The organism is Planosporangium mesophilum (genome assembly GCF_016863255.1).
Classification (GTDB): Bacteria; Actinomycetota; Actinomycetes; order Mycobacteriales; family Micromonosporaceae; genus Planosporangium; species Planosporangium mesophilum.
The window spans coordinates 34,983-58,439 of the sequence record NZ_BOON01000028.1; the positions used below are offsets into that span (position 1 = coordinate 34,983).

A 23,457-nucleotide genomic window follows, 5' to 3' on the forward strand; every position below is an offset into this window, starting at 1 on the left:
CTCATTGCACAGGAACCAGGGGTAACTCGACGGGAGGAGCGCAGATGCCCGCCAACGGACAGACCGCCGCCGGGGTGACCGTCCCCGACACCAAGCTGGCACGCGAAGCCACCAAGCTGGTCCGCGCTTCCACCACAGACCTGGTGTACCACCATTCCCGCCGGGTCTTCTGGTTCGGCAGCCTGCAGGGCCTCAACCGCGGGCTCAGCTGGGATCCTGAACTGCTGTACCTCGGGGCGATGTTCCACGATCTCGGCCTGAACGAGCGGTTTCGCGGTAGCGGCCGGCGCTTCGAGGTCGACAGCGCCGACGAAGCGCGCCGCTTCCTGCAGGGCCACGGCGTACCCGAGGACAGCATCCGCCGTGTGTGGACAGCCATCGCGTTGCACACCACGCCCGGCATCCCGGAGTTCATGGAGCCCGAGGTCGCGCTGGTCACCGCCGGTGTGGAGTACGACGTGCTCGGCATCGGGTATCACGACGTCAGCGACGCCGAGCGGGCCGAGATCGTCGCTCTGCACCCCCGCCCGAACTTCAAGCGCAACATCCTCCAGGCGTTCACCGAAGGCATCGCGCCCCGACCGGAGACCACGTTCGGAAACGTCAAGGCGGACGTGCTCGAACGATTCATCCCCGGCTACGAGCGAACCAACTTCGTGGACATCATCGAGAACTCGGACTGGCGGGAGTAGACCCCCTTCCCGTAATCACCGAGAGTTTGGGGTGCCACAGCGCCTCGCTCTCGGTGATCATGTAGGGGGAACCATGGCCCACGCGGTCCTGCCCGAGCGGCTGGTCGTACGCCTCCTTGCGGTCCTCGCCGCGGCCGCGGGCTGCCTGGACGCGGTGTGCGTGTCGCGGCTCGGCGGCCCGTTCGCCAGCGTCATCACCGGCAACCTGGTGCAACTGGGTCGTGGCATCGCGACCCCGGATGGCCGGTTGGCGATCAGTGCCACGACGGCCGTCGCCGGCTACATTCTCGGCGTCGCCGCAGGCAGCGCCGGGCTGGGTCACGGCAGGGTGGGTTGGCACCGGCGAACCAGTCTGATCGCGGCGATCGAGTTGGCGCTGCTGGCCGGCGTGACGGCCGGATGGCTGGCCACCGACGGCAGGCCCGGAGGAGGCACTGCCTGGCTGCTGCTCGCGGTGGCGTCGATGGCGATGGGGGTGCAGAGTGTGGTCACGGTCAGCTCCGGGATACGGGGCGCCTCCACCACCTATCTGACCGGCACGCTGACCAGCATTGTCCGCACCCTCACCAGCGAGCCGTACCGGTTCGCCACCACCGCGGGCGGCGCGGCCCGGTTGGCGGCGCTGCTGTGCGGCGCCACGGTCGGCGCCCTGATGCTGCGGATCGCGCCGCTCTGGGCGCCGGCCCTGCCGGCGGTGCTGGTCGCCGCTGCCGTCGTGTTCGCCGCGCTGTCGGCCCGCCGCCGGATGGAGGACCCATGAAAGCCGTTGTCTACGAAGACGTCCGCACCGTCGGGGTGCACGAGGTGGCCCGCCACCCTCGTCACCCACCACGCCGCCCTCGACGACGCACCCCAGCTGTACCGGCAATTCGACAACCGCGAAAACGGCGTCATCAAAGCCGTCCTGCACCCCTGACCCGTTCCGCGCTACGGCGCGGCGATCCGGACCTCGGGCAGGACGATGCCGTTCGCGCCGTCGCCGGCCGGCGCTCCGGCGGCGCCCCGGCACGGCAGTCGCACCGTGAACGCGCTCCGGCCCGGGCTGCTGGTCACCGCGACGCGGCCGTGGTGGGCCTCCACGACGGCGGCCACGATCGCCAGGCCCAGGCCGGTACTCCCGGCCGCGCGGGAGCGGGAGGTGTCGCCCCGGGCGAACCGGTCGAACACCTCGGGCAGCAGGTCGGCGGGGACGCCGGGGCCGTCGTCGACGACGGCGAGCGCCACCTCGTCGCCGTTCAGGGTCAGGCTGGTGACGACGGTGGTACCCGGAGGGGTGTGCGTGCGGGCGTTGGCGAGCAGGTTGGCCAGGACCTGGTGCAGCCGGGCGGGGTCGCCGGTGACGGTGACAGGCTCGTCGGGCAGGTCCAACCGCCAGGTGTGGTCGGGGGCGGCGATATGCGCGTCGCTGACCGCGTCGATCACGAGGCGGGTCAGGTCGACGGGTTTGCGGTCCAGGGGCCGGCCGGAGTCGAGCCGGGCCAGCAGCAGCAGGTCTTCGACGAGGGTCGTCATCCGGGCCGTCTCGGAGTGCACCCGGCGCATGGCGTGCGCGACGTCGGGCGGTACGGAGTCGCGGTACCGGCCGGTGAGCTCGGCGTAGCCGCGGATCGCCGCGAGCGGGGTGCGCAGCTCGTGACTGGCGTCGGCGACGAAGTGACGCACCCTGGTCTCGCTGGCCTGCCGGGCCGTGAGCGCGGCGGCGACGTGGCCGAGCATGCGGTTGAGCGCGGCGCCGACCTGGCCGACCTCTGTGCGCGGGTCGGCGTCCGGCACCCGTACCGACAGCGCGACCTCGCCGCGGTCCAGCGGCAGCTCGGACACGCGCGCCGCGGTGGCGGCGACCCGGTGCAGCGGGCGCAGCGTGCGACGCACGATCAGCGTGCCCAGCAGGGCAGCGAGCAGCGCGGCGCCGAGCCCGACGCCGGTCTCCACCACGATGAGCCAGTACCGGGTCGCTTTGACGTCGGTCAGCGACAGTCCGGTGACCAGCACCTCGCCGTCGGCGGTCCGGGAGGCGATGAGCCGGTAGTCCCCGAAGTCGCCCAGGCTGCGGGTGTAGGGCCGGCCGTTCACCGGCAGGCCGGTGAGCACCGGGTACTGGTCGGCGGACAGCTCCTGACGGGCACCGTCGGACCGGTCCAGCCGGCCCGCCTGTTCGACCTGGCCGTCGACGAGGCGTGCGGCGAGGGTACCGGCCCCCAGGCCGGGCGCCCCGGTCAGCGGGCCGAGCGGCGGAGGGGCGCCCGGCAGCCGGTCCGGTGGGTGTGCACCGAACGTTCTCGTCCGTCTGGCCGCCTCGCCCAGCCGGGAGTCGAGCTGGCCGACCTGGAAGTGGTACACCGCCTGGGTCGTCACCACGCCGATGCTCGCGCAGACGGCGGCCACGAGCGCCACCAGCGCCACGATCAGCTGGGCGCGCAGCGACCAGGGACCGAGGCGCCACCGCCCCCGCGTACGCGCGACGTCAGGCAGCGGGCTTGAGGACATAGCCCGCTCCCCGCATCGTGTGGATCATCGGTTCGCGGCCGGCGTCGATCTTCTTGCGCAGGTACGAGATGTACAGCTCCACCACGTTGGCCTGGCCGCCGAAGTCGTAGTTCCAGACCCGGTCGAGGATCTGGGCCTTGCTGAGCACCCGCTTCGGATTGCGCATGAGAAAACGCAGCAGCTCGTACTCCGTGGCGGTCAGCGCGATGGGCTCGCCGGCGCGGCGCACCTCGTGGCTGTCCTCGTCGAGGGTGAGGTCCCCGACGGTGAGCTGCGTACCGTCGGCCTTCGCGGTCACACTGGTACGCCGGAGCAGGCCACGCAGCCGGGCCACCACCTCCTCCAGACTGAAGGGCTTGGTGACGTAGTCGTCGCCGCCGGCGGTCAGGCCCGCGATCCGGTCCTCCACCGCGTCCTTGGCGGTCAGGAAGAGTACGGGAATCTCGGGCGTGTGGGCGCGCAGCCGGCGCAGGACCTCCAGACCGGTCATGTCGGGCAGCATCATGTCCAGCACCACCGCGTCGGGTGAGAACCCGCTGAAGGTCTGCACCGCGCTGAACCCGTCACCGGCGGTGCGGATCTCCCAGCCCTCCAGCCGCAGCGCCATCGACAGCAGCTCGGCCAGGGTCGACTCGTCGTCGACCACCAGGACCCGGACCGGCCGGCCGTCGGCGCGGCGCAGCTCGGGCCTGGGCTGCGTGCCGTCACCCGGCGTGATGCTCATGAGCGCCATGGCTCCATCATCGTGGTGCCGCCTGTGCCGTACGTGGGGGATTCCTGTGAACCGGCTGTGCGACCGCCGGCCAGCCACCCAGGGTGATGACCTGCCCGTCGACGCTGACCAGTCGCGCCGGCGCGCCCAGCCCGGCCAGCCAGGGGTGCGCGTCCACTCCGCGCACCATCGCGGCGGTCGTCAGGGTGCTGGCCTGGACGGAGGTGTCGCCGGTGACCGACACGGTGCGCCACGTCTCGGGCGCCGGTCGGCCGGTACGCGGGTCGAGGATGCGGTGTGACCGGCCGGTGGTGCCGGAGGTCGCCAGCGCCGCGCCGGCCGGCAGCGTGACCGTACCGGCCGGGTCGCCGGGTACCCGAACCCGCCAACCGCCCTCCGGTGCCGGCCCGGCGGTGGCGATGTCACCGCCGAGGCCGATCAGGACACCCGTACCGCACTCCGTGGCGACCGCTCGGGCGCACCGGTCGACGGCGTGCGCCTTCGCGGTCGCGCCGAGGTCGAGCAGCACACCGACCGGTACGGTCAGCGCACGCCCGTCCAGGTGTACCCGGCGCCAGCCGGGAGTGGGGCGTTCGGGTACCCGCCAGCCCCCGCAGGTGGGGAGGCGCGACAGGTCGCGATGGTGGTCGAGCCGTACCATCGCGGCGCCGACCGTGGGGTCGACGTCGCCGTCGGTGACCTCGGCCGCGTGCAGCGCGACCGCGACGAACTCGGCCAACAGCCCGCTGACCCGGACCGTACGGCCGGCGGCGCGCTGCACCCGGTGGATCTCGGAATCGCCGCGCAACCGGCTGCACGCCTCGTCCACCTCGGCCAGGTACCGGCGGGCCAGCCTGCCCGCAGTCGGCAGCTGCGCGGGGTCGGTGACGACGAGGTGCGCGGTGGTACCCCAGACCGCCCACCGGGTGGTGTCCGGTCCGACGGGCAGGGCTTCGACCACGGGCATGACTGTCCCCTCTCGATCGGGCTTCGAGCCTCTGTTGTGGACGGTGGACGGTCCGGTCAGTTCGACGAGGCCGGCTCGGTGAGGTCGTACACGGTCTGGCCGCCGACGGTCGTGGCCGTGAAGTGCGACTGGACCCAGGACGTGATCCCGCCGCCACCACCCGCGCGGCCCCCCATGCCGCCGGCCGCGACGAAGTACCGGACGCTGCCATCGGCGACGTACCGCTGGAACTGGGCGAGGGTCGGCGCCGGGTCACCGCCGCTGAATCCGCCGATAGACATCACGGCCCTGCCGCTGGACAGTTGCAGCGTCGCCGCCGACTGCGAACCCACGGTCGCGGCGGCCCAGCGGTTGGTGGTGGCCTTCAGCAGCGAGATCATCGCGGGGTCGGCGGCGCGGTCGCCGCCGGGGCCACCGAGGCCAGCGGGCCCACCGGGACCGGCGGTGTTACCGGGACCGTCCGGTGCGTTACCGGGGCCGCCCGGTGCGTTACCGGGGCCGTCCGGTGCGTTACCGGGACCGCCCGGGGCGTTACCGGGGCCGCCCGCCATGCGTTGGCCGCGGCCGGCCGGGGCGTTACCGGGCGCGCCGCCGGGCCGGCCCGGCATGTCCCGCCCGCGACCATCCACGCCGCTGACAAGGCCTCCGAATCCGGCCCTGCCGGCCGGGCCGGCGGCGGGGATGGCGCCGCGGTGCGGGGTGGCGACGGTTTCGAGCGCGTACGCCGCCGGTGCGGTGATCCCGGCGAGGACCGCCACCACGGCGCACCCGACGGCGATCCGCCGGTTCAGCCGCGCCCCCGCGATCAGGCCGATCGCCGCCACGACGGCGACGAGGACGACGGCGTAGCGCAGCCACGGGTACCAGGTCGGTGTGCGACCCAGCAGCAGGAAGCTCCAGGCCGCCGTGACGACGACCATCGCGGCGAGGGTGGCCCGGCAGAGCACGTTCTCGCGCCGTCGCCACAGTTCCCGGCCGCCGATCGCGACCAGCGCGGTGATCGCCGGGGCGAGGGCGACGCCGTAGTACGGGTGGATGATGCCCTGCATGTAGCTGAACACCAGCCCGGTGACCAGCAGCCAGCCGCCCCACAGCAGCAGGGCGGCGCGGGTACGGTCGGTGCGCGGTGCCCGGCGGGTCAGCCACAACCCCGCGACGAGCGCGATCAGCGCGGCGGGCAGCAGCCAGGAGATCTCGGTACCGAACGACGGGCCGAACAGCCGGGTGATCCCGGTGCCGCCGCCGAAGCCGCCGCCGGGCATGGCACCGCCGCCGGGCATGGCACCGCCGGCGGGTATCGCCCCGCCGGGCATGGCGCCTGCGAAGTCACCGCGCATGCCGCCGCCCGGCCGCCTGCCCTCGCCGCCGAAGATGCGGCCCAGGCCGTTGTAGCCGAGGGCGAGCTCCAGCACGCTGTTGGTGGTCGACCCGCCGATGTACGGGCGCGCCGAGGCGGGCCACAGCTCGACGGTGGCGACCCACCAGCCGGCGGAGACCACCATGGCCGCGCCGGCGGCGAGCAGCTGCAACAGGCGCCGGCCCAGACCCGTGGGCGCGGCGACCAGGTACACCAGCGCGAACGCCGGGAGTACCAGGAACGCCTGGAGCATCTTGGTGAGGAAGCCGAACCCGACGCAGGCCCCGGCGAACAGCAGCCAGCGGGTACCGGCCCGCTCAGTCGCCCGGACCACCCCGTACGCGCCGGCGACCAGCAGCAGGACCAGCAGGGCGTCGGGGTTGTTGAACCGGAACATCAGCGCGGCGACCGGGGTGAGCGCCAGCGCGGCACCGGCCAGCAGCCCCGCCACCGGTCCCGACCAGCGCCGGACGGTGGCGTACAGCAGCGCGACCGCGGCGACGCCTTCGAGCGCCTGCGGGGCGAGCATGCTCCAGCTGGAGAAGCCGAAGATCCGTCCCGACAGCGCCATCACCCACATCGCGGCCGGGGGCTTGTCAACCGTGATGAAGTTGGACGGGTCGAGCGAACCGAAGAACATCGCCTTCCAGCTCATCGTGCCGGCCTGAGCCGCCGCGGCGTAGAAGCTGTTGGCGTTGCCGGAGGCGCCCAGGCCCCACAGGTACAGCAGTGCGGTGCCGGCGAGCAGGACGAGCAGCGCCGGGCGTACCCAGGCGGCCGGGCGGGTACCGACTGCCGGTCGAGGCGGGTCCGTCGGCGCGTCGGCCGGAGCGGGCAGGGTCGCGGTGGTCACAGGAGATCTCCTCATCAACGGGCGGTACGGCCGGCGCGGAACACCCACCCGCGCAGCAGCAGGAAACGCAGGACGGTGGCGGCGAGGTTGGCCAGTACCAGCACGCCGATCTCGAGTAGGCGGGCGGGCGCGGCGGTAACGGCATGCAGGACGGCGAGGCCGCCGCTGGTCAGGGCCAGCCCCAGCGTGAAGACAACGAGGCCCTGTGCCTGGTGGCGGCCCACGCCGTCGCGGCCGGTCACTCCGAAGGTGAGCCGCCGGTTGGCTGCGGTGTTGGCCACCGCCGTCGCGAGCAGGGCGATCAGGTTCGCCGGCTGCGCACCGACGGCGCCCCGCAGGACGGCGAAGAGCAGGACGTACGCCAGCGTGCTGGCGACCCCGATGACGGCGAAGCGGGCCAGCTGGCGCGGCAGCCCCACCGGTACACCCGGGGTGAGGGGTTCCAGCGCCCGGCGTCCGAGCTGTCGCCGCAGGTCCGCGACGGGCAGCGCGCCGGTCAGCAGCGCCCGGCCCAGCCGGGCGATCCCCTTGAGGTCCGCGACGGCCGTCGCGACGATGTCGACGCGGCTGTCCGGGTCGTCGACCCAGTCGACGGGTACCTCGTGGATGCGCAGGCCGCTGCGCTCGGCGAGGACCAGCAGCTCGGTGTCGAAGAACCAGCCGGTGTCCTCGACCAGCGGCAGCAGCCGCCCGGCCACCTCGGCCCGGATCGCCTTGAACCCGCACTGGGCGTCGGAGAACCGGGCGGCGAGGGTGCCGCGCAGGAGCAGGTTGTAGCCGACCGAGATGAGCTGCCGCTTGGTACCGCGCACCACCCGGGAGCCGCGCGACAGTCGGGTACCGATGGCCAGATCGGAATGGCCGGAGATCAGGGGCGCGACCAAGGGCAGCAGCGCGGCGAGGTCGGTGGACAGGTCGACGTCCATGTACGCCAGTACCGGTGCCGACGACGCCGACCACACCGCCCGCAGCGCCCGGCCGCGGCCCTTCTGGGGCAGGTGGACCGAGGACACCTCGGCCAGCTCGGCGTCGAGTCGTCGGGCTGTCTCGAGCGTGCCGTCGGTGCTGGCGTTGTCGGCGATCGTGATGTGGAACGGGTACGGGAAGTGCGTCGCGAGATAGGTGTGGAGCCGGCGTACGCACGGCTCCAGGTCGGTCTGCTCGTTGTGGACGGGGATCACCACGTCGAGCACCGGGCGCGCTCGGTGGTCCGGAACGGTTACGGCGAGGGGTTGGTCACCGGCGCCCGGTCGAAGCGTCGAAGTGGTCACGCACGAAACCGTGTCGTGCGGAGCTGTCCCCGTCGTGTGGCCGAGCTGTGCGGGACCTGTGAAACGAAAGGGGTACCGGTTCCGCTGACAACAGTGAATGTCGTACCCGGTGGCTAGGCTCGCTGACGTGACCCGCATTGTCGACGTGACCGCCCCGACCGAACCGTTGGCAGAGGCGGCTGCCCGGATGTCGCGGCTGCTGCCCGTACGGTCAGCACGGCCGACGCATGCGGGGGTGCTGCTGCGCGCCGACGACAACGGACTGCTGCTCGTCTCCTCCGACGGCGAGTTGACCGTTCGGCTGCGGGTGGTGGCGACGACGCACGAGCCGGGCGAGATCGTGGTCTCGCGGCGGGGTCTGACCGACACCATGGCGGCCCTGGACGCGCCGGAGGTGCGGCTGACAGCGGAGGGCCCTCGCCTGGCCGTACGGATGCCCGGAGCACGGTTCGCGCTGCCGCGCGTGGGCGATGCCTATCCGGCACCGACCAGGCTACCGACGGCGGTGGGAGCCATCTCCGGGGCGGAGCTCCGTGCGGCGGCGGTGCCGGTGGCGGGTGCGGCCTCGCGCGAACACGCCCTGCCCATCTTCACCGGTGTCCGGCTACGGTCCCACGACGGCCACGTGTCGCTGTTGGCCACCGGCCGGTACCGGTTGGCGTCGGCGTCGGTGTGCTGGCAACCGGCCGGTACCGGTGCCGTGGACGCTCTGGTGCCGGCGACGGTCTTCGCCGAGGCCGCCAAGCAGGCGGGACGGGCCGACATGGTCGTGGTGCACGCCGACGGCGACCTCTTCGGGCTGGCCTGGGACGGTGGCAGCGTCGTCACCTCCACGCTCGGCGCTCCGTTCCCGGATGCTCAGCTGGACCGACTGCTCGATGTGGTTCCCGAGTGCGCCATCGACGTCGGAGCGGATGTCCTCGCGGGCGCCGTCGACCGGGCGTCGCGGTACGCGGGTGCGCCCGGTCGGGTGGAAGTCGAGGCCATCGACGGCGCGCTGCGGGTCCGGGCCAGTGACGTGCTCAGCGGCGAATCGGAGGAGACGGTGAAGGCGGCCGTTCGAGGCGATCACGTCACCCGCTTCTACCAGCCGCGACTCCTGTCAGACGCGCTGCGGGCCTTTTCCGGGCACACCGTCCAGCTGCGAGTCCAGGCCGGCATGCGCGCGACGGAGTTCACCGCCGGGGCCGGCGCGGCGCCGGCCGTCCACCTCCGGTACCTCGTCGTCCCCATGCGACCCGCGAGCTCCTCCGACGAGGGGTAGCCGGTCCTACCGCGAACTCCGGCTGAAATGGCGGCCGGAGGCGGCGAAGGAACTGGGGCGACCGGGACTGCCTCTGATGAACGAGGACACCGGTCACACCACCGGCGTCTCCGGAGCGAATGTCGCAACCAGGAAGACGACCCGCCTATTCTCCTCCCGCTCGCTCTCGCTTGCGGGAACGACGTGCTTCAGGTCCGCGGCGCCGGCCGCGACTGTCAGGATCGCACCGTTCTGCATCGACGCGAGATCGACCGGGGAGTTGCCACCCGCAGCTTGGACAAGGTCGAAGAGCTCCGCGAAGAGAAAGGCCTGCGTGCTCTCCGCGCGAAGCTGGCTGACGGACAGCTCGTCCGCCCTGCGCTGCTCCGATGTCAGGCCCGGGGTATCGACCCGATCCGAATGTCCGATGACCGAAACAACGCAGAATTTACCGGCCTCCGGCACCATCTCCGCGTCGGCCAGGGGCGCGATCACCTCGGTCTGCACCAGATCTTGCAGTGAGCCTTTTCCATCGTGGTTAGCGGTTCGCCTCGATGTCATGCAGGACGAGGATGGCCTGCACGATCACGGTGGCGCGGCGGGGGCAGCAACGCAGTTTGGTCAGGATCTTCCAGCCCTTGAGGGTGGCCACGGCGCGTTCGCCGAGCGCGCGCGGCCTGGCGTGGGAACGGCTGGCCGCCTTCTGCCTGTGGGACAGTCGCGGCCGTGGATGGTGGCGCTTGAACGGGGTCCGGATCGTGGCACCGGCCCCCTGATAGCCCTTGTCCGCCAGCGTCATCACCCCGCAGTCGGTCAGGGCGCCGATCAGGCCGTGAACACGGGCGGCGGTCAGGTCGTGTACGGCGCCGGGCAGGGCTGGCGACGCCCAGACCAGCCGGCCGGCGGGATCGGATAAGACCTGGACATTGACGCCGTGGCGCTTGTGTTTGCCGGAGTAGTAGGGCCGCTGGTCGGCGACCCGGTCGATCGGGATCAGCGTGCCGTCGAGGATCGCGTACGCCAGCCGCTGTGTGTGGGTGGCCGCGGCGTGCAGGTCCGGGGCGAGCGCGGCGAGCAGGTCGACGACCTCGCGCACGTAGCGCCAGGCGGTGGCCGTGCCGATGGCGAAGCCGGCGGCGAGCAGGGTGTAGGTGTCGCCGTTGCGCAGGTGCGCGAGGGCGAGCAGGGCTTGCCGGCCAGGCGACAGGCGCCGCCAGCGGGATCGGCGTTCGCGGCGGTGGCTACTGATGATGTCGGCTAGCTGGGTCAGGGTGCGGCTGGACAGCGGAATCGCGGCAGGGTAGGACAGCAACGAGGCTCCCGGTTGGGGCATCAGGTCTTGGTCGACCGCTGTCTTACCGGGAGCCTCCCCTCACGTCGATCACTTGCCTGCGCCACCACAACCATGACCAGCATCATTACGACAAAAGAGGCTGACCGTCTCAATTGCTTTGACCCAGGGCCGTAGCGTCGCTCAGTTCGCTGGGCGGGTGGCCTTGCCGTCGAGCCAGAGGGTCTGGGAGTCGTCGCGGTGGCTACCGCTGGATCCCACGTGCTTGTCGCTTATGGTGGGACCGTTCCTCAGCACATGCCAGAACGCCATCGCGTGGCCGCGCCCGAGCCCGTAGTCCTCCTTAAGCCAGGCCACGACCTCGGCTGCCTTGATGTTCGGCGCGTCAAACCCCTTGCCGCGGGCAAGCTCGAGTAACTGGCGCGGCGTCTGTCCGGTTTTACCCTCGATTGTGTCGAGGTATGCCTGGAACGACATGTGACATTCCTTCTCGCAATTAGCGGTGCCTAATGCAACCTACTGTTGCGCTAATGTTGACACCAGCTCACCGCTATTGCAACTACCTGTTGCCTTTGCTGCCTCTGCATGCGAGGCGAAGGGGACCATCGATGATCGACGATGCCACTCAGCGGCCAGGCGGGCGCACCGCCCGCGTCCGCGCCGCCGTGCTCACGGCCACCCTGCAGGAACTGGCACAGCGCGGGTACGCCGGAATGAGCGTCGAGAGCGTCGCCCAGCGGGCCGGTGTCCACAAGACCACCGTCTACCGACGGTGGGCCACCAAACCGAACCTACTGATGGATGCCATCGCCACTCTCGCCGAGACCAAGATCTCGGTTCCGGACACCGGCGACCTTGCCGAAGACCTGCGTTCGTTCGCCCGCACCATCGCCACCACCATCACCGGCCACGACGGCGGTGCGGTGGTACGGGGGCTGTTCAGCGGCGCCACCGAGTCCTCGGAAGTACGGGACTTCCTCCACGGCTTCTGGGCCGGACGGTTTGCCCAGGTCCGTCCGATGGTCGAGCGTGCGATCGGACGCGGCGAGCTACCGACCGACACCGATGCCGACGAGGTCATCAAGCACGTGGGGGCACCGCTCTACTACCGCCTCCTGGTCACAGCCGAGGCGGTGACGAGCGAGGCGGCTGAACTCGCAGCCGACTCAGCCGTTGCGGCCGCGCGGGCCGGAGTCTTCCGCCGTCGTCGCCCTTCGAGTGGCGACTGAACATGCCACCGCCGTGACGGCGCGGCGCACCCCTTGTCACTCCGAGACACGCTTCACCGACATACCGCGGAAAGCCACCGCGCTCACCCGGGCCATCCTCGTACTCCAGCGTCTCGAAGGCGCCCGCCACCGAGGTTGGAAATGGCTCAGTCCCTGACTCTGGCGCTTCAGTAGCGCTGGAAAATCAATATCATGTGAGACGTATCCCGAGACCGGTATCTCGACTAGTTCACGCACAGCGGGTCTCCCTTGCCACCGATGTCTCCTGGTCGACTTTCTCCAGCGCCGAATGCATTTCGCGCATTCAACCTACGACTGAAGGTTTAGCGAACACGGCTCCTGTCGGGGATCGGCCACTCTTCCCGTGGCCGTCGCACATACAGATCTTGAAAGGCCAGGTTGAATGGTGTTCGCCCGGTGGGGCGTTCGGTACGGTCGTGGCCATGAGTGACGAGGCTCCGGTGCGGGTCGGACTGCGGGCCAAGGACGTGAGCGCGGCTGCGGCGTTGTACGAGAGCTTCGGTTTCGTCCGGTCGGAACGGTGCCCGGACCGGACGGCCAGGTGGTGATGGCGATCCTTCGTCGGGGTCCGTTACAGCTGTCGGTCGACGCGTTGGTGGGCATCCAGGCCGGACCGCGTCAGATCAGCGGCCGAGGAGCTGGTCGACCGGTGCGTAGTCGTCGGTGAGCGGCCTGGCCCCGGCGGCGACCACCGCGACGTGCCCGAACACGGACCTGAGGGTGGCCGCCTCGGCCCGTACGAACCCGCCGCGGGGAGCATCGATCACGTTCAGCGCGTACACCCCACCGGGGCGCAGCACCCGGCGTACCTGCGTCACGAACTCGCGGGTCGTCAGGTGCCACGGCACCGCCAGGTCGACGAACGCGTCGCCCACCACCACCGACCAGGCGCCGGCCGGCTCGGCGCCCACCCCGAGCCGGGCGTCGCCGGTCCAGGTCTCGAGGTCCGCCGGTACGGGTAGCGTGGCGCGGTCCAGCGCCAGCAGCCGCCCGTCGATCTCGAGGACGCGCGAGCGTGAATCGGGGCGGGTGGCGGCGAGGTAACCCGGTAGCGTCAGTCCACCCGCGCCGAGGTGCAGGGTGTCGACCGGCGTACCGGCCGGTGCCACGACGTCGAGCAGCGAACCGATGGTCTGGACGTACTCGAACTTCAGGTACGTCGGGTCGTTGATGTCCACATAGGAATGCTCGGCCGCGTTCAGCCAGAGGGTACGGCCGCCCTCGCGCGCCGGATCGGCGGCGATCCGGGCACAGTGGTACGCCGTCTCCACGTCGCACGCCGCGGGCGCGACCGCGGTCAGACCGGCGCCCGCCACGCCGAGCATGGCCGCACAGCCGCCGAGCCGGCCCAGGGTGGCCCTACCCGCGCCGAGGTAGACGGCCATCCCGATCCCTGCGGCCGCCAGCAACCCGGCCAGGCCGAGCACGATCACGGTGTTGGGCAGCGCGGCGACGAACACGAAACCCGTCGCGAGGGTCGCGGTGATCCCGCCGACCGTGCCGACGCCCGACAGCCGGCCGACGACCGTACCGGTCCGGCTCAGGTCGGACAGCTGCAGCTTGATCACCAGGGGCGTCACCGCCGCCAGCAGCGCCGCCGGTACGAACAGCGCCAGCATCGCCAGCAGCAGGACGCCGGACGCCGCGGCGCCCCGCAGGAACTCCCCCGCCCACCGCACCACGGGCAGCGTGAGCGCCGTCGCGCCCGCGGCCAGCAGCAGCGCCGGTACCAGCAACCGGGACGCGTCCAGGCGGTCGGCCAGGAACCCGCCGCACCATGCCCCGTACGCGATGGCCGCGAGCGCCACCCCGATGACCGCGCTGGAGGTCTGCAGCGTCACGCCGACGTGCCGACGTACGGCGCGACCAGCCGCAGCCCCACGATCTCGAGGACCAGGACCGCACCGCTGGTCAGGAACACCAACGCCCCGGCGAGCCGGTCCGGGAGCACACTTCGCCCAGCCAACATCCCCGCATGCTAAGCGGCCCGCTCCAGCCGCCTCGCGCAGCGCCGCCATGGTCCCGGTGATCGCGCTGGGCCGGAACTGGGGTCCCCCTCCCCCGCCGGCAAGGGCCGTCCGGCGAGGGTCCCGGTCACTCCGAGAGGTCGCGGCGCGACAGGCGAAGCTCTTCGGCGTCGAGTTGGTCCTGGATCTGACGCAGGACGGTGTCGTCGATGCGGTGCTCGTCGCGCAGCTTGACGACGGCGTCGCGCTTGCGGCCGATCAGCGCCAGGCGCAGCTTGCGGAAGTCCTGCTCGGCGCGGCGTCCGGGGTTGTCGTCGTCCTCGTGCCGGTGCGCCCGGAGTACCGCCAGGTGCTTTTCGTACTCCCGCCGCATCCGGTCGACCACGCTGCGGTCGACACCGAGGTCGGAGCCGCTCCCGTCCATCCGGGCGAGGGCGTCTTCGGTCGCGGCGACTTCGGCCGCCCGCAGCTCTTCGTCGATCTCGGTCTCCTCGGGGAGCCGCGCCCAGCGGACGACCAGCGGCAGCGCCAGCCCCTGGACCACGAGCGTGAACACGATGACGCCGGCGGTGACGAACACGATCGTGCGCCGGCCCGGGAACTCGGCGCCTGAGGCCAGCCGCTCGGGCACGGCGAGCGCGGCGGCCATCGAGACCGCGCCACGGAACCCGGCGGCGGCGATGACCATGCGCGGCCGCAACCCGATCGAGTCGAACCGACGGCCGCTGCACCAGCCGCACAGCCGGGTCAGGTACGGCACGCTGTACAGCCAGGCGAACCGGATAACGATCAGCAGTACCGGTACGACCACGACGGCGGCGTACGCGGTCGGCCGGATGAACGGCATCAGGGTCCGCGCAGTGACCTGCAACTGCAGGCCGACCAGGACGAACAGCGCGGCGTTGAGCGCGAACGTCGACAGCCGCCAGAACGCGAACGACTGCTGGCGGGTGTCGGCGCGGATGGCCCGCGGCCCGAGCTGGCTCAGGACGAGCCCGCAGACGACGACGGCGAGGACCCCGGAGGCGTGCACCAGCTCGGCGATCAGGAACGCGGAGAACGGGGTCAGCAGGCTGACGGTGTTCTCCAGCAGCGGGGCGTCGAGCAGCCGGCGGACCCGCAGGGTGGCCCAGGCGGTCAGCAGCCCGGCGGCAACCCCGCCGGCGTAGGCGAGCACGAACCGCCAGGCGACTTCGAACGGCCCGACCCGCGACTGGTGGACCGTGATACTGACGGCGAGGGAGTAGATGACCAGGGCGGTACCGTCGTTGACCAGACTCTCCGCGCGGATCACGGTCACCAGTCGCCGGGGTAACCTGCGGGCCAGCGCCGACACGGCGGTGGCGTCCGTCGGGGCGACCGCCGCGCCGAGCACCCAGGCCGGCCCCCAGGGTAGGCCGAGGGCGTGCGTCACCGTGGCCACGGTCCCGGCGGTGACGATGACCAGCACGGTGGACAGCGGCACGATCGTGCGCAGGTTGGCCCGGATCTCCCGTACCGAGGTGTTCAGGCTCTCCCAGTACAGCAACGCCGGCAGGAACAGCAGCAGCATCACCTCGGGTGGCAACCCCACGTCGCGCAGGGACGGCGCGAATCCCAGCAGCACGCCACAGGCCAGCAGCAGCACCGGAAGGGCGAGCCCCGACCATTGCGAGAGCGCTCCGCACACCAGCACGGCCAAGCCCAACACGATCAGCAGTTTCAAGCCGGGCATCATGTCCTCCTCGCGACGAGCGACGAGCAGCCCTTGTGTACCGACTCCGCCGGCGCGGGAGACCGGATCCGAGCGGAAACCGACGTGACCGCCGGCCGTCCGGGACTCCCGCACCGGCGCCCGCACCCACCAACCGGTGACGACCCGACGACGACCTGCGTGCCCGGGTCGGACCACGGCGTCCCAGCTACGGATTCGCTCCGGGTCCCTCGGACCGTTCGCCGCCGCGGGACGCGGCTCGGCCTACGGCGCGGCATCGCTGCGTGCTGTCGTGATCGGTCCGCGCGAGCCGGCCCTGGCCGGGAAGGTCAACGCCCTCCTCCGTGGCCGCCGACGCCGGACCGGGGCATCGCCACCGAGGTCCGGCGCGGTGTCGGGTACCGCGCCGAGACGGCTTCCGCAGTCAGCTCAGTCCTGATCGTCTGCGAGCAGCCCGGTCTCGGTGGCTCATGAACGCCGGTCGTCGGCCGGGGCAGGGATCGGTCATAGCGGCGCTCCCGTCGGGGTCACTCTGCGGCTACCCGTGCGGCCATCCGGATAACGCCTCACGACGAGGAGACTCCGTCACTTGTCCAGGCTCCCGCCGTCGGCCTGGCCGTCCCGTCAACCGGCCGATGACAGCCTGCCGGTGGCGGCCGGACGCGAATTCACCACGGCCGGCCGGGAGTGCGAGGGCCGGTTACCGTGGCCTGATGACAGTCACCCTCGCCGATGAACTGCTCCTGTTGGCTTACGACGACGCCGGTTCGGCCGTGATCGATACGTCGTCCCTCGACCTCGGCCTGGCCGGGGCGCTGCTCGTCGAGCTGGCGCTCGCCGGTCGGGTGGGCGTGGTGGACAAGCGAGTGGTCGTCACCGATCCGTTGCCGACCGGAGAGCCGATCGCCGACGCCGCGCTCGCGACGATCGCCGCCGACGCCAAGCGCCGCAAACCTGAGGACTGGGTGAACCGTCTCGACGGCGGGCTGCGGCAGCAGCTGCTCGGCCGCCTGGTCGACGCGGGTGTCCTGCGCCGGGACGAGGACAAGGTGCTCTGGGTCTTCCCGCGTACCCGCTACCCGTCCACCACCGGCGGCGAGCCGGCCGTCGAGGCCGACGCACGGCACCGGGTGGAAGCGGCCCTGGCCGGCACCGGCCCGGTCGACGCGCGTACCGCCGCCCTGTGCGCGCTCATCAAGGCGGTCGGTCTGGAGCGCGCCTTCCCCGACCGGCCCGCCAAGGAGGTACGCAAGCGTCTCGGCGTGATCGCCGAGGGCGACTGGGCGAGCACGGCGGTGCGCAAGGCGATCGGGGAGATGCAGGCGGCCGTCGCGGTTGTCATCACCTCCGCGGCAATCGCCACGACCGCGACCAACACCTGACGACGGGCGAGTCGTCGATCGGGAACGTCGTACGCTCACTGACGAAGACGGGAACGCCGCTCGGCCGGCCCTAGCCGTGGTCAGTTCACGCCGGCCCAGGAGCGCAGCAGCCAGCCACCGATGGAGTCGACGGGACCCGATCCCGGACCGGCGGTGATGCGGTCGAGGATCTCGGCCCGGGTGAACCAGCGCGCCTCCTGCAGTTCCGTGCCGTCGGCGTCGATCCGCTCGTCGAGGGCGCGGGCGACGAACCCCACCATGAGGCCGGCCGGGAAGGGCCACCCCTGCGACCCCCGGTAGGTCACCTTTCCCACCGCGACCCCCGCCTCCTCGGCAAGCTCTCGCCGTACCGCGCCCTCCAGGCTCTCCCCGATCTCGACGAAGCCCGCCAGCAGCGAGAACCCGTCCGGACCGGCACCGCGATGGCGGGCGAGCAGACAGCGGGGCTCGGCAGCGGGGCTCTCCACCAGGACGATGACCGCCGGCTCGATACGGGGAAACAGCTCCCGGCCGCAGTCCGGGTTGACGCACAGCCGTACGTGGCCGGCGTCGACGCTGTCGGTGGGCCCGCCGCACGAACCGCAGAACCGGGCATGCCGGTTCCAGTAGAGCAGGCCCCGCGCGTACGCCAGGGTCGCGGCGACCGGAGCCGGCAGCGCGGCAGTCAGGGTACGCAGGTCGGCGGCGCCGGTCGCGTCGCAGAGCCGCAGGGCCTCGGCCTCGTCGGGATGGTCCAGGTCGGCGGCGAAGACGGCGGTCGGACCGTCCATGCCCAGCAGGGCGACCTGTACCGCCGCCGTCGATGCGGCCTTCCCCACCGGACCGGTGAGCGTCACCGGTCCCCCGCCCGACGCCAGCAGGCAGCGGTCACGCCACAGTGGAATCACCCGCGAGTCGGGGCGGACCAGCTGGTCGGCGACCCACCCCGGATCACCGCGGCGGCCGGGCATCCGGTCGTGCGGTGTCGCGCTGTACGCCAAGCCCTCAAGAGCCGAGCCCTCAAGAGCCATGCCGTCGAACGTCATGCCGCAGATCCTGCCCCACCCGCCGCCCCTATCGCTCCCCCGCTACGGCAGCGTCGGGGCCTTCCACGTTGACCGTGGGTGTCCCGGTGCCCGCGCGGGCGATGACCGCGGTGGCGACCTGCTGCGTCGGGTTCGACTCGCGGTGCACGACACCCGCCGGTACGTGGATGAAATCGCCCGGTCCGGCGTCGACCACCTCCTGGCCGCCCGTTCCGAACTCGAGTCGCATCGCCCCGGACACGACGTACAGGCTGGTCTCGTGGTCGCCGTGGTGATGCCAGCCCGAGGTGGCGCCGGGCTCGGTGTGGACGAGCCCGGACCACAGCCCGGTCACGTCGATGGCGCGTTGGCGGCGCATCCCGGGGGTGGGATCGGCGTCGGCAAGCTCGCCTGCGGCAATGACCCGGACCGGCTCTGACATGTCCCGAATCTTCCCGGACGGCACTCATCGCGGCAAGTGACGTGTCGCGGTCGTTCGATCACCGGAAATCGATCTCGCGTTTCTCCGTCGCAGCTTGGTAACATGCCGCCGACCATGGCCGGAGTCCTCGCCGGGGGGAGCCCGAACCTACGGAGGCCTTTCGTGACCGACAACCAGATGAAGGGTCGCGCCAAAGTGGTGCTCAACGGACTCACGACTCCCGAACTCGCAGCCGCCGAGGACCCTCTGGGTGCCCCGCCGACGAACCAGGCTCTGCACGTGCTGACCATGGCCCAGCGCACGGCCGAGGAGCATGTCCGCATCGCGCACCAGCAGGCGGACAAGATCCGCGCGGATGCGCTGGCGGCCGCGGAGCAGATCGCCCGGGACGCCGACACGCACGCGCAGAACGTCCGGCGCGAGGCGGAGACGGCGCTCGCCGAGGCCCGTGCCGCGGCCGAGCGGGCGATCCGGGAGGCCCAGACGCGGGTCGAGGAGGCGCAGCGGAACGCCGAAGGCATCACGGCGCAGGCGCGGGCCCAGGCGGAGGCTATCGCGGTCAACGCCGAGCAGAACGCCGAGGAGCTGCAGCAGCAGGCCCGGCGACGCTACGACGACGTCGTGGGCAGCCTCGCCACCAGGCGCGAGGGGCTCCAGCAGCAGATCGAGGCCCTGGAGCGGTTCGACCGCGAGTACCGGGCGCGGCTGACCTCGTTCATGCAGAACCAGTTGCGGGCGCTCTGGGTCGACCAGCCGCAGGTGACCGGCGAGCTCGACGAACCTGACGCCGAACTGCCGGCCGAGCCGGTACCGGCGGAGCAGCCGGAGCCCGGGACGCCGAGCGGGTTCGTACCGGCACCGCGGCGGCGTCGGGCGGAACACTCAGCCGAGCCCGAACATGAGCCGGTGCCGGCCGACGCCTGAGCGGATGGAGCGATCGTCCTCGGTGGGCGCCCGCCTCGTCGGCTGGGCCGGCCTGACCGGAGCCGGCCCTAACCGGCGAGCGGCAACACGACGTTACTGAGGCCGAGCTCGGTCGTGACCGTCGTGCCGGCCCGGTACCGCAGCGTGAAGTCGCGGTCGGTGGAGACGAGCACCAGCCCGAGCCGGTGACCCGGCGCGAACACATGGTCCTGCGGCTGCAGTTGCCAGCTGAACGTGTACGCGCGTCCCGGCTCGATCGGCTCGGTGCGGTCGGCGGAGTGCCGGTTCCGCACGTCGAGCCATCCCCGGCTGACGATCTGGTACGGGGTCTGCGCCGTGACGTACTCCCGACGCGCGAAGCATCCCGGGTCCTCCGGCACCCCCGGCGCCACACAGTCCACATCGGTCAGTCGGCGCAGCCCGGTGAACCGCATGCCCGGGCCGTAGTCGATCAGCAGCGCGGTCAGGTACGGCGAGGCGCCGTCCAGCGACGCCCGGACGGTGACCCGGGGCGTACCGGAGAGGCGTACGGTCCGGTCGAGCGGCGCGGTGAGGTACGCCAACCGGTTGGGGTCGGCGGCCAGTTCGTTGTCGGTCAGCTGCTCCGCGGTCTGGGCCGGGTCGTCGGTGAAGGTCTGCCTGCCGCCGCCGAGCGCGGGCCACTGAGTCAGCGTGCCGGGGCGCTGGTCGGCCGCCGGCCCGAAGAACATCGGCACCGGTCGGGTACCCGGCACCGGCCAGGACCGGTGGGTGCTCCACTGACCCGGCGCGGTCTCCACGTCGGCCATCGGCTCCTGCATGATCCCGTTATCGATGCGGTACAGCCAGTGGTCGAACCACTTGTGCAGGGTCTCCAGCCAGACGGTCCGCCGTACGTTGAACGGGTCCGTGTGGTCGGCCTGGTGCAGCCAGATCTTGCGCGGCACGCCGCGCGCGGCGAGGGCGTCCCACCACTGGCCGAACTGCCGGGTCTTGACGTTCCAGTCGTTGAGCCCGTGCACGACCAGGACGCTGGCCCGTACCTTGTCGACGTCGCGCAGGTAGTCGCGGTCCCGCCAGAACCGGCTGTAGTCACCGGTCTCCCGGTCCTGGTCGCGCTCGAGTGACGCCATGACATCGGCGCACGCCTCCGGGCTGCGCCGGGTCAGCACCGCCTTGGCGAGCACGTCGGTGTCCTCGCCCTGAAACGTCCCGGGTGCGACCACACCCCCGTCGGAGCGGTAGTAGTCATACCAACTGGAGATCGACGCGATGGGCACGATGGTCTCCAGGCCCTTCACGCCGGTGCTCGCCACGGCGTTGGCGAGGGTGCCGTTGTACGAGACGCCGATCATCCCGACCCGCCCGGTCGACCACTGCGCCCGCGCCGGCTGGCCGGCCGGGTCGAAGCCGGCCGCCCGCCCGTTGAGCCAGTCGACGACGGCCTTCATCCCCTGCGTCTCGTTCGGGGCGCCGGAGGTGGGGCAGCCGTCCGAACCGCCGGTGCCGAGGCTGTCGGCGAAGACGACGGCGTACCCGAGGGGCACGAAGTAGTTGTCGAGGTACCCGGCGAAGACGAGGCTCGGGTCGATCCGGGATCCCGGTGGTGCGGCCGCGCTGCGCACCGCCGCGCCCCGGTCGATGTCGTCATGGTTGGGCACGTCGTTGAGTCCGGCGTAGTACGGGCTCGGCTGGAAGATCACGGGCACCTTCAGCCCCTGCGCCGTCGCGCGCGGGCGGATGACGCGCACCTCCACGCGGTCGCGGCGGCCGTCACGGTCACTGTCCACCGTGGTCTCCACCAGGACCCGTTCGCGGATGGCGGCGCCGTAGTCATGGACGGGTTCCGTGCCCGTGGGCGCCGTGGGAGCGGCCGCAGCCGGCAACGGCGTGGCCAGCGTCCCGACGAGTGCCACCAGGAAGACCATTCGGTTCACTCGCATGCCAGCGCCTCCCCGTGCCGTATGTCGCGCCAGTCTAGGCGCTGCGGCACCCCGGTGACCGTCCCCAGTCGACATCGAGGGCGGCCGATAGGGCGGGGACGCCATCGGTCACGATTCAGGCATACTGTCACGGCGCCGGCGCACGGCAGTACCGTTTGACGAGAGGTCCCGCCACCGACGATGACCACACCTACCCAACCGGAGCCGCGCGCCGCTCCCGCCCCGGCCGGCCGGGTGACCAGGCTGGCCCGCGCGATCACGGAGGTCTTCGCACCCGCGGTGCTGGCCACGGCCATGCCGGTGATCCTCGGGGTCGCCACGGTCGGCTCGGTCCTCGCGGGCCTCGGCTGGGCGCTGCTCGCCGTCGTGTTCTCCGCCGCGATCCCGTACGGGATCATCCGGCTGATGATGCGCCGGGGGGCGGTGCACGGTGACCACCACATCGGCGACCGCACCCAGCGGAAGGTGCCGCTGCTGCTGAGCCTCGTCTCGGTGGTGCTCGGCCTGGCGCTGTTGAGCGTCCTCGGCGCCCCGCGCCCCGTGGTCGCCATGGTGGTCGTCATGCTCGCCGTGCTCGCCGTCGTGACGGTCGCGAACCTGTACTGGAAGCTGTCGGCGCACGCCGCCGTGGCGGGTGCGTCCGTTGCCGTCCTCACGGTCGTGTTCGGTTCCTGGCTCCTGGTCGGCGCGGTGCTGGTCGCCGCGATCGGCTGGTCGCGGGTACGGCTACGGGACCACACCTGGCCCCAGGTCTGCGCGGGCGCGTTGGCGGGTACGGTCGTCGGCGCGGCGGTCTACCTCGCGGTCCAGTAGCGCCCGTCTATGCTGCTGGTCGTGAGCCGAGTCAATGACGTCGGCGGGCAGACGGGATTCGGCGACTTCACGGTCGAACCCGACGAGCCGCCGTTCCACGCGGACTGGGAGGCCCGGGTCTACGCCCTCAACGCGGCTATGCTGCGCCGCGGGGTGTACAACCTCGACCAGTTCCGCGACGCCATCGAGCGGATGCCGCCGGCGGACTACCTCGCCGCCGGCTACTACGAGCGGTGGCTGACCGCGATCGAGACCCTGACCAGCGGGCATGACGATGGCTGACCCGGCCACGCGGTTCGCGGCGGGTGACCGGGTACGCGCCCTCAGCGTCGACCCGTCGCACCACACCCGCCTGCCCCGGTACGTTCGCGGCCAGGTCGGTGAGGTCCTTGACGTGCAGGGCGTCTGGCCGCTCGCGGACGACCGCGCCCAGGGCCGGCCCGACCCGAGGTCGGAGCCGGTGTACACGGTTCGCTTCGCCGCCCACGACCTGTGGGGCGAGGGCTCCCACTGGGTGACCGTGGCGCTGTGGCAGTCGTACCTGGAACCCGTCGGCACACAGGAGCGCCCGGAGGAGCAATGACCGCACATCACCCCACCTCGCACACCGCGGCGCGGGTACGCCGACTCGAGGAACGGCTGATCGCGGCCGGGCTGACCGACGACGCCGAACTCGACGGCATCATCACCCGGTTCCTCGCCGGGGCGAGCCCACTCAACGGCGCCCGGATCGTGGCGCGCGCCTGGGTCGACGACGACTTCCGGGCCCGGCTGCTGACCGACGCCAACTCGGCCATCGCCGACGTGGGCCTGTCGATGCGCAGCGGCCTGCAGGAGCAGCGGCTGACCGTGGTGGCGAACACCGAGACGACGCACAACGTCGTGGTCTGCACGCTGTGCTCCTGCTACCCGATCGGCCTGCTCGGCCCGTCGCCGTCCTGGTACAAGAGCGAGGCGTACCGGTCCCGGGTGGTCCGCGACCCCCGCGGGGTGCTCGCCGAGTTCGGCCTGCACCTGCCGGAGGAGACCACGATCGTGGTCCACGACGCGAGCGCGGAGAGCCGGTACATGGTTCTCCCCCGCCGGCCGGCCGGCACCGACGGGCGCACCGAGGACGAGTTGGCCGCCCTGGTCAGCCGGGAGGGTCTCATCGGCACCGCCCTCGTCTGAGTCAACGGCCGGGAGCC

The 23,457-nt window shown here is 71.8% G+C and carries 23 protein-coding genes and 1 pseudogene; 11 read left to right on the forward strand and 13 right to left on the reverse strand.

Annotated features, from left to right (window positions below):
* The first annotated feature begins 44 nt into the window (after positions 1-44).
* Both Pme01_RS14660 and Pme01_RS14665 read left to right on the forward strand, forming a co-directional pair.
* The gene (locus Pme01_RS14660) at positions 45-692 is read left to right on the forward strand and encodes an HD domain-containing protein (protein WP_168115947.1); all 648 of its coding nucleotides are present in this window, start codon (positions 45-47) and stop codon (positions 690-692) included.
* A 73-nt stretch (positions 693-765) separates the two neighbouring features.
* Positions 766-1,452, forward strand: a complete 687-nt coding sequence (locus Pme01_RS14665) for a YoaK family protein (RefSeq protein WP_168115946.1) — start codon at positions 766-768, stop codon at positions 1,450-1,452.
* 167 nt (positions 1,453-1,619) lie between these two features.
* Here Pme01_RS14665 and Pme01_RS14670 read toward each other — a convergent pair whose 3' ends face one another.
* From Pme01_RS14670 to Pme01_RS14690, 5 genes are read right to left on the reverse strand one after another with little or no spacing between them, the layout of a single operon-like run.
* Positions 1,620-3,179 carry a sensor histidine kinase gene (locus Pme01_RS14670; RefSeq protein WP_168115945.1) on the reverse strand — a complete coding sequence of 520 codons (1,560 nt, stop codon included), beginning with the start codon at positions 3,177-3,179 and terminating at the stop codon, positions 1,620-1,622.
* Positions 3,157-3,903 carry a response regulator transcription factor gene (locus Pme01_RS14675; RefSeq protein ID WP_275408532.1) on the reverse strand — a complete coding sequence of 249 codons (747 nt, stop codon included), beginning with the start codon at positions 3,901-3,903 and terminating at the stop codon, positions 3,157-3,159. The genes Pme01_RS14670 and Pme01_RS14675 overlap by 23 nt, the downstream gene beginning before the upstream one ends.
* 16 nt (positions 3,904-3,919) lie before the next feature.
* A complete protein-coding gene (locus Pme01_RS14680) occupies positions 3,920-4,858 on the reverse strand; it encodes an FAD:protein FMN transferase (RefSeq protein WP_168115944.1) in 939 nt (312 codons plus the stop codon).
* 56 nt (positions 4,859-4,914) lie between these two features.
* Positions 4,915-7,083, reverse strand: coding sequence for an ArnT family glycosyltransferase (locus tag Pme01_RS14685; protein ID WP_168115943.1), 2,169 nt, complete (start codon positions 7,081-7,083; stop codon positions 4,915-4,917).
* Positions 7,083-8,252, reverse strand: coding sequence for a bifunctional glycosyltransferase family 2/GtrA family protein (locus tag Pme01_RS14690; protein ID WP_239088248.1), 1,170 nt, complete (start codon positions 8,250-8,252; stop codon positions 7,083-7,085). Before Pme01_RS14690 ends, Pme01_RS14685 begins: the two co-directional genes overlap by 1 nt.
* A 214-nt stretch (positions 8,253-8,466) precedes the next feature.
* Here Pme01_RS14690 and Pme01_RS14695 point away from each other — a divergent pair, with 214 nt between their 5' ends.
* On the forward strand, positions 8,467-9,603 hold the full coding sequence (locus tag Pme01_RS14695; RefSeq protein WP_203935634.1) for a DNA polymerase III subunit beta: 1,137 nt from the start codon (positions 8,467-8,469) through the stop codon (positions 9,601-9,603).
* Positions 9,604-9,696: 93 nt separating this feature from the next.
* On the opposite strand, the gene Pme01_RS14700 is transcribed toward Pme01_RS14695, so the two are convergent.
* The 3 genes from Pme01_RS14700 to Pme01_RS14710 form a co-directional block, all read right to left on the reverse strand.
* Positions 9,697-10,089, reverse strand: a complete 393-nt coding sequence (locus Pme01_RS14700; RefSeq protein ID WP_168115940.1) for an OmpA family protein — start codon at positions 10,087-10,089, stop codon at positions 9,697-9,699.
* A 31-nt stretch (positions 10,090-10,120) separates the two neighbouring features.
* Complete coding sequence (locus Pme01_RS14705) at positions 10,121-10,894, reverse strand: transposase family protein (RefSeq protein ID WP_168115939.1); 774 nt, start codon at positions 10,892-10,894, stop codon at positions 10,121-10,123.
* A 162-nt stretch (positions 10,895-11,056) separates the two neighbouring features.
* Positions 11,057-11,350 carry a DUF4287 domain-containing protein gene (locus Pme01_RS14710; protein WP_168115938.1) on the reverse strand — a complete coding sequence of 98 codons (294 nt, stop codon included), beginning with the start codon at positions 11,348-11,350 and terminating at the stop codon, positions 11,057-11,059.
* A gap of 53 nt (positions 11,351-11,403) precedes the next feature.
* Between Pme01_RS14710 and Pme01_RS14715 the strand changes: the two genes are divergently transcribed.
* Complete coding sequence (locus Pme01_RS14715) at positions 11,404-12,102, forward strand: TetR/AcrR family transcriptional regulator (RefSeq protein ID WP_239088235.1); 699 nt, start codon at positions 11,404-11,406, stop codon at positions 12,100-12,102.
* A 443-nt stretch (positions 12,103-12,545) separates the two neighbouring features.
* A complete protein-coding gene (locus Pme01_RS31490) occupies positions 12,546-12,671 on the forward strand; it encodes a hypothetical protein (RefSeq protein WP_275408528.1) in 126 nt (41 codons plus the stop codon).
* A 75-nt stretch (positions 12,672-12,746) separates the two neighbouring features.
* Here Pme01_RS31490 and Pme01_RS14720 read toward each other — a convergent pair.
* A pseudogene (locus Pme01_RS14720) lies at positions 12,747-14,092 on the reverse strand (fused MFS/spermidine synthase).
* A gap of 125 nt (positions 14,093-14,217) precedes the next feature.
* A complete protein-coding gene (locus Pme01_RS14725) occupies positions 14,218-15,804 on the reverse strand; it encodes a Na+/H+ antiporter (protein ID WP_168115936.1) in 1,587 nt (528 codons plus the stop codon).
* A gap of 692 nt (positions 15,805-16,496) precedes the next feature.
* Between Pme01_RS14725 and Pme01_RS14730 the strand changes: the two genes are divergently transcribed.
* Positions 16,497-17,165: a GOLPH3/VPS74 family protein gene (locus Pme01_RS14730; protein ID WP_168115935.1), complete on the forward strand. Its 669-nt coding sequence runs from the start codon at positions 16,497-16,499 to the stop codon at positions 17,163-17,165.
* A gap of 80 nt (positions 17,166-17,245) precedes the next feature.
* Here the strand turns inward: Pme01_RS14730 and nudC are convergent, their stop codons facing one another.
* Entirely contained in the window at positions 17,246-18,190 is a 945-nt protein-coding gene (nudC, locus tag Pme01_RS14735; protein WP_239088236.1) for an NAD(+) diphosphatase, read from the reverse strand.
* A 28-nt stretch (positions 18,191-18,218) separates the two neighbouring features.
* Complete coding sequence (locus Pme01_RS14740) at positions 18,219-18,611, reverse strand: cupin domain-containing protein (RefSeq protein ID WP_168115934.1); 393 nt, start codon at positions 18,609-18,611, stop codon at positions 18,219-18,221.
* A 162-nt stretch (positions 18,612-18,773) separates the two neighbouring features.
* Between Pme01_RS14740 and Pme01_RS14745 the strand changes: the two genes are divergently transcribed.
* Entirely contained in the window at positions 18,774-19,535 is a 762-nt protein-coding gene (locus tag Pme01_RS14745; protein ID WP_239088237.1) for a hypothetical protein, read from the forward strand.
* A 68-nt stretch (positions 19,536-19,603) separates the two neighbouring features.
* Here Pme01_RS14745 and Pme01_RS14750 read toward each other — a convergent pair whose 3' ends face one another.
* Complete coding sequence (locus Pme01_RS14750; protein ID WP_168115933.1) at positions 19,604-21,457, reverse strand: Xaa-Pro dipeptidyl-peptidase; 1,854 nt, start codon at positions 21,455-21,457, stop codon at positions 19,604-19,606.
* Positions 21,458-21,637: 180 nt separating this feature from the next.
* On the opposite strand from Pme01_RS14750, the gene Pme01_RS14755 reads away from it, so the two are divergent.
* The 4 genes from Pme01_RS14755 to Pme01_RS14770 are packed head-to-tail and all read left to right on the forward strand — an operon-like array spanning position 21,638 to position 23,440.
* The gene (locus Pme01_RS14755; protein ID WP_168115932.1) at positions 21,638-22,270 is read left to right on the forward strand and encodes a phosphatase PAP2 family protein; all 633 of its coding nucleotides are present in this window, start codon (positions 21,638-21,640) and stop codon (positions 22,268-22,270) included.
* Positions 22,271-22,291: 21 nt separating this feature from the next.
* Complete coding sequence (locus Pme01_RS31495; RefSeq protein ID WP_168115931.1) at positions 22,292-22,552, forward strand: SH3-like domain-containing protein; 261 nt, start codon at positions 22,292-22,294, stop codon at positions 22,550-22,552.
* A complete protein-coding gene (locus Pme01_RS31500; RefSeq protein ID WP_168115930.1) occupies positions 22,539-22,853 on the forward strand; it encodes an SH3-like domain-containing protein in 315 nt (104 codons plus the stop codon). Before Pme01_RS31495 ends, Pme01_RS31500 begins: the two co-directional genes overlap by 14 nt.
* Entirely contained in the window at positions 22,850-23,440 is a 591-nt protein-coding gene (locus Pme01_RS14770; RefSeq protein WP_168115929.1) for a nitrile hydratase subunit alpha, read from the forward strand. Before Pme01_RS31500 ends, Pme01_RS14770 begins: the two co-directional genes overlap by 4 nt.
* The last annotated feature ends 17 nt before the right edge of the window (positions 23,441-23,457 follow it).

Coding starts and splice junctions, on each gene's coding strand:
- Pme01_RS14660 (WP_168115947.1), top strand. CDS start 45: ATGCCCGCCAACGGACAGACCGCCGCCGGGGTGACCGTCCCCGACACC.
- Pme01_RS14665 (WP_168115946.1), top strand. CDS start 766: ATGGCCCACGCGGTCCTGCCCGAGCGGCTGGTCGTACGCCTCCTTGCG.
- Pme01_RS14670 (WP_168115945.1), bottom strand. CDS start 3,179: ATGTCCTCAAGCCCGCTGCCTGACGTCGCGCGTACGCGGGGGCGGTGG.
- Pme01_RS14675 (WP_275408532.1), bottom strand. CDS start 3,903: ATGAGCATCACGCCGGGTGACGGCACGCAGCCCAGGCCCGAGCTGCGC.
- Pme01_RS14680 (WP_168115944.1), bottom strand. CDS start 4,858: ATGCCCGTGGTCGAAGCCCTGCCCGTCGGACCGGACACCACCCGGTGG.
- Pme01_RS14685 (WP_168115943.1), bottom strand. CDS start 7,083: ATGAGGAGATCTCCTGTGACCACCGCGACCCTGCCCGCTCCGGCCGAC.
- Pme01_RS14710 (WP_168115938.1), bottom strand. CDS start 11,350: ATGTCGTTCCAGGCATACCTCGACACAATCGAGGGTAAAACCGGACAG.
- Pme01_RS14715 (WP_239088235.1), top strand. CDS start 11,404: ATGTTGACACCAGCTCACCGCTATTGCAACTACCTGTTGCCTTTGCTG.
- Pme01_RS31490 (WP_275408528.1), top strand. CDS start 12,546: ATGAGTGACGAGGCTCCGGTGCGGGTCGGACTGCGGGCCAAGGACGTG.
- Pme01_RS14725 (WP_168115936.1), bottom strand. CDS start 15,804: ATGCCCGGCTTGAAACTGCTGATCGTGTTGGGCTTGGCCGTGCTGGTG.
- Pme01_RS14730 (WP_168115935.1), top strand. CDS start 16,497: ATGACAGTCACCCTCGCCGATGAACTGCTCCTGTTGGCTTACGACGAC.
- nudC (WP_239088236.1), bottom strand. CDS start 18,190: ATGACGTTCGACGGCATGGCTCTTGAGGGCTCGGCTCTTGAGGGCTTG.
- Pme01_RS14740 (WP_168115934.1), bottom strand. CDS start 18,611: ATGTCAGAGCCGGTCCGGGTCATTGCCGCAGGCGAGCTTGCCGACGCC.
- Pme01_RS14750 (WP_168115933.1), bottom strand. CDS start 21,457: ATGCGAGTGAACCGAATGGTCTTCCTGGTGGCACTCGTCGGGACGCTG.
- Pme01_RS14755 (WP_168115932.1), top strand. CDS start 21,638: ATGACCACACCTACCCAACCGGAGCCGCGCGCCGCTCCCGCCCCGGCC.
- Pme01_RS31500 (WP_168115930.1), top strand. CDS start 22,539: ATGACGATGGCTGACCCGGCCACGCGGTTCGCGGCGGGTGACCGGGTA.
- Pme01_RS14770 (WP_168115929.1), top strand. CDS start 22,850: ATGACCGCACATCACCCCACCTCGCACACCGCGGCGCGGGTACGCCGA.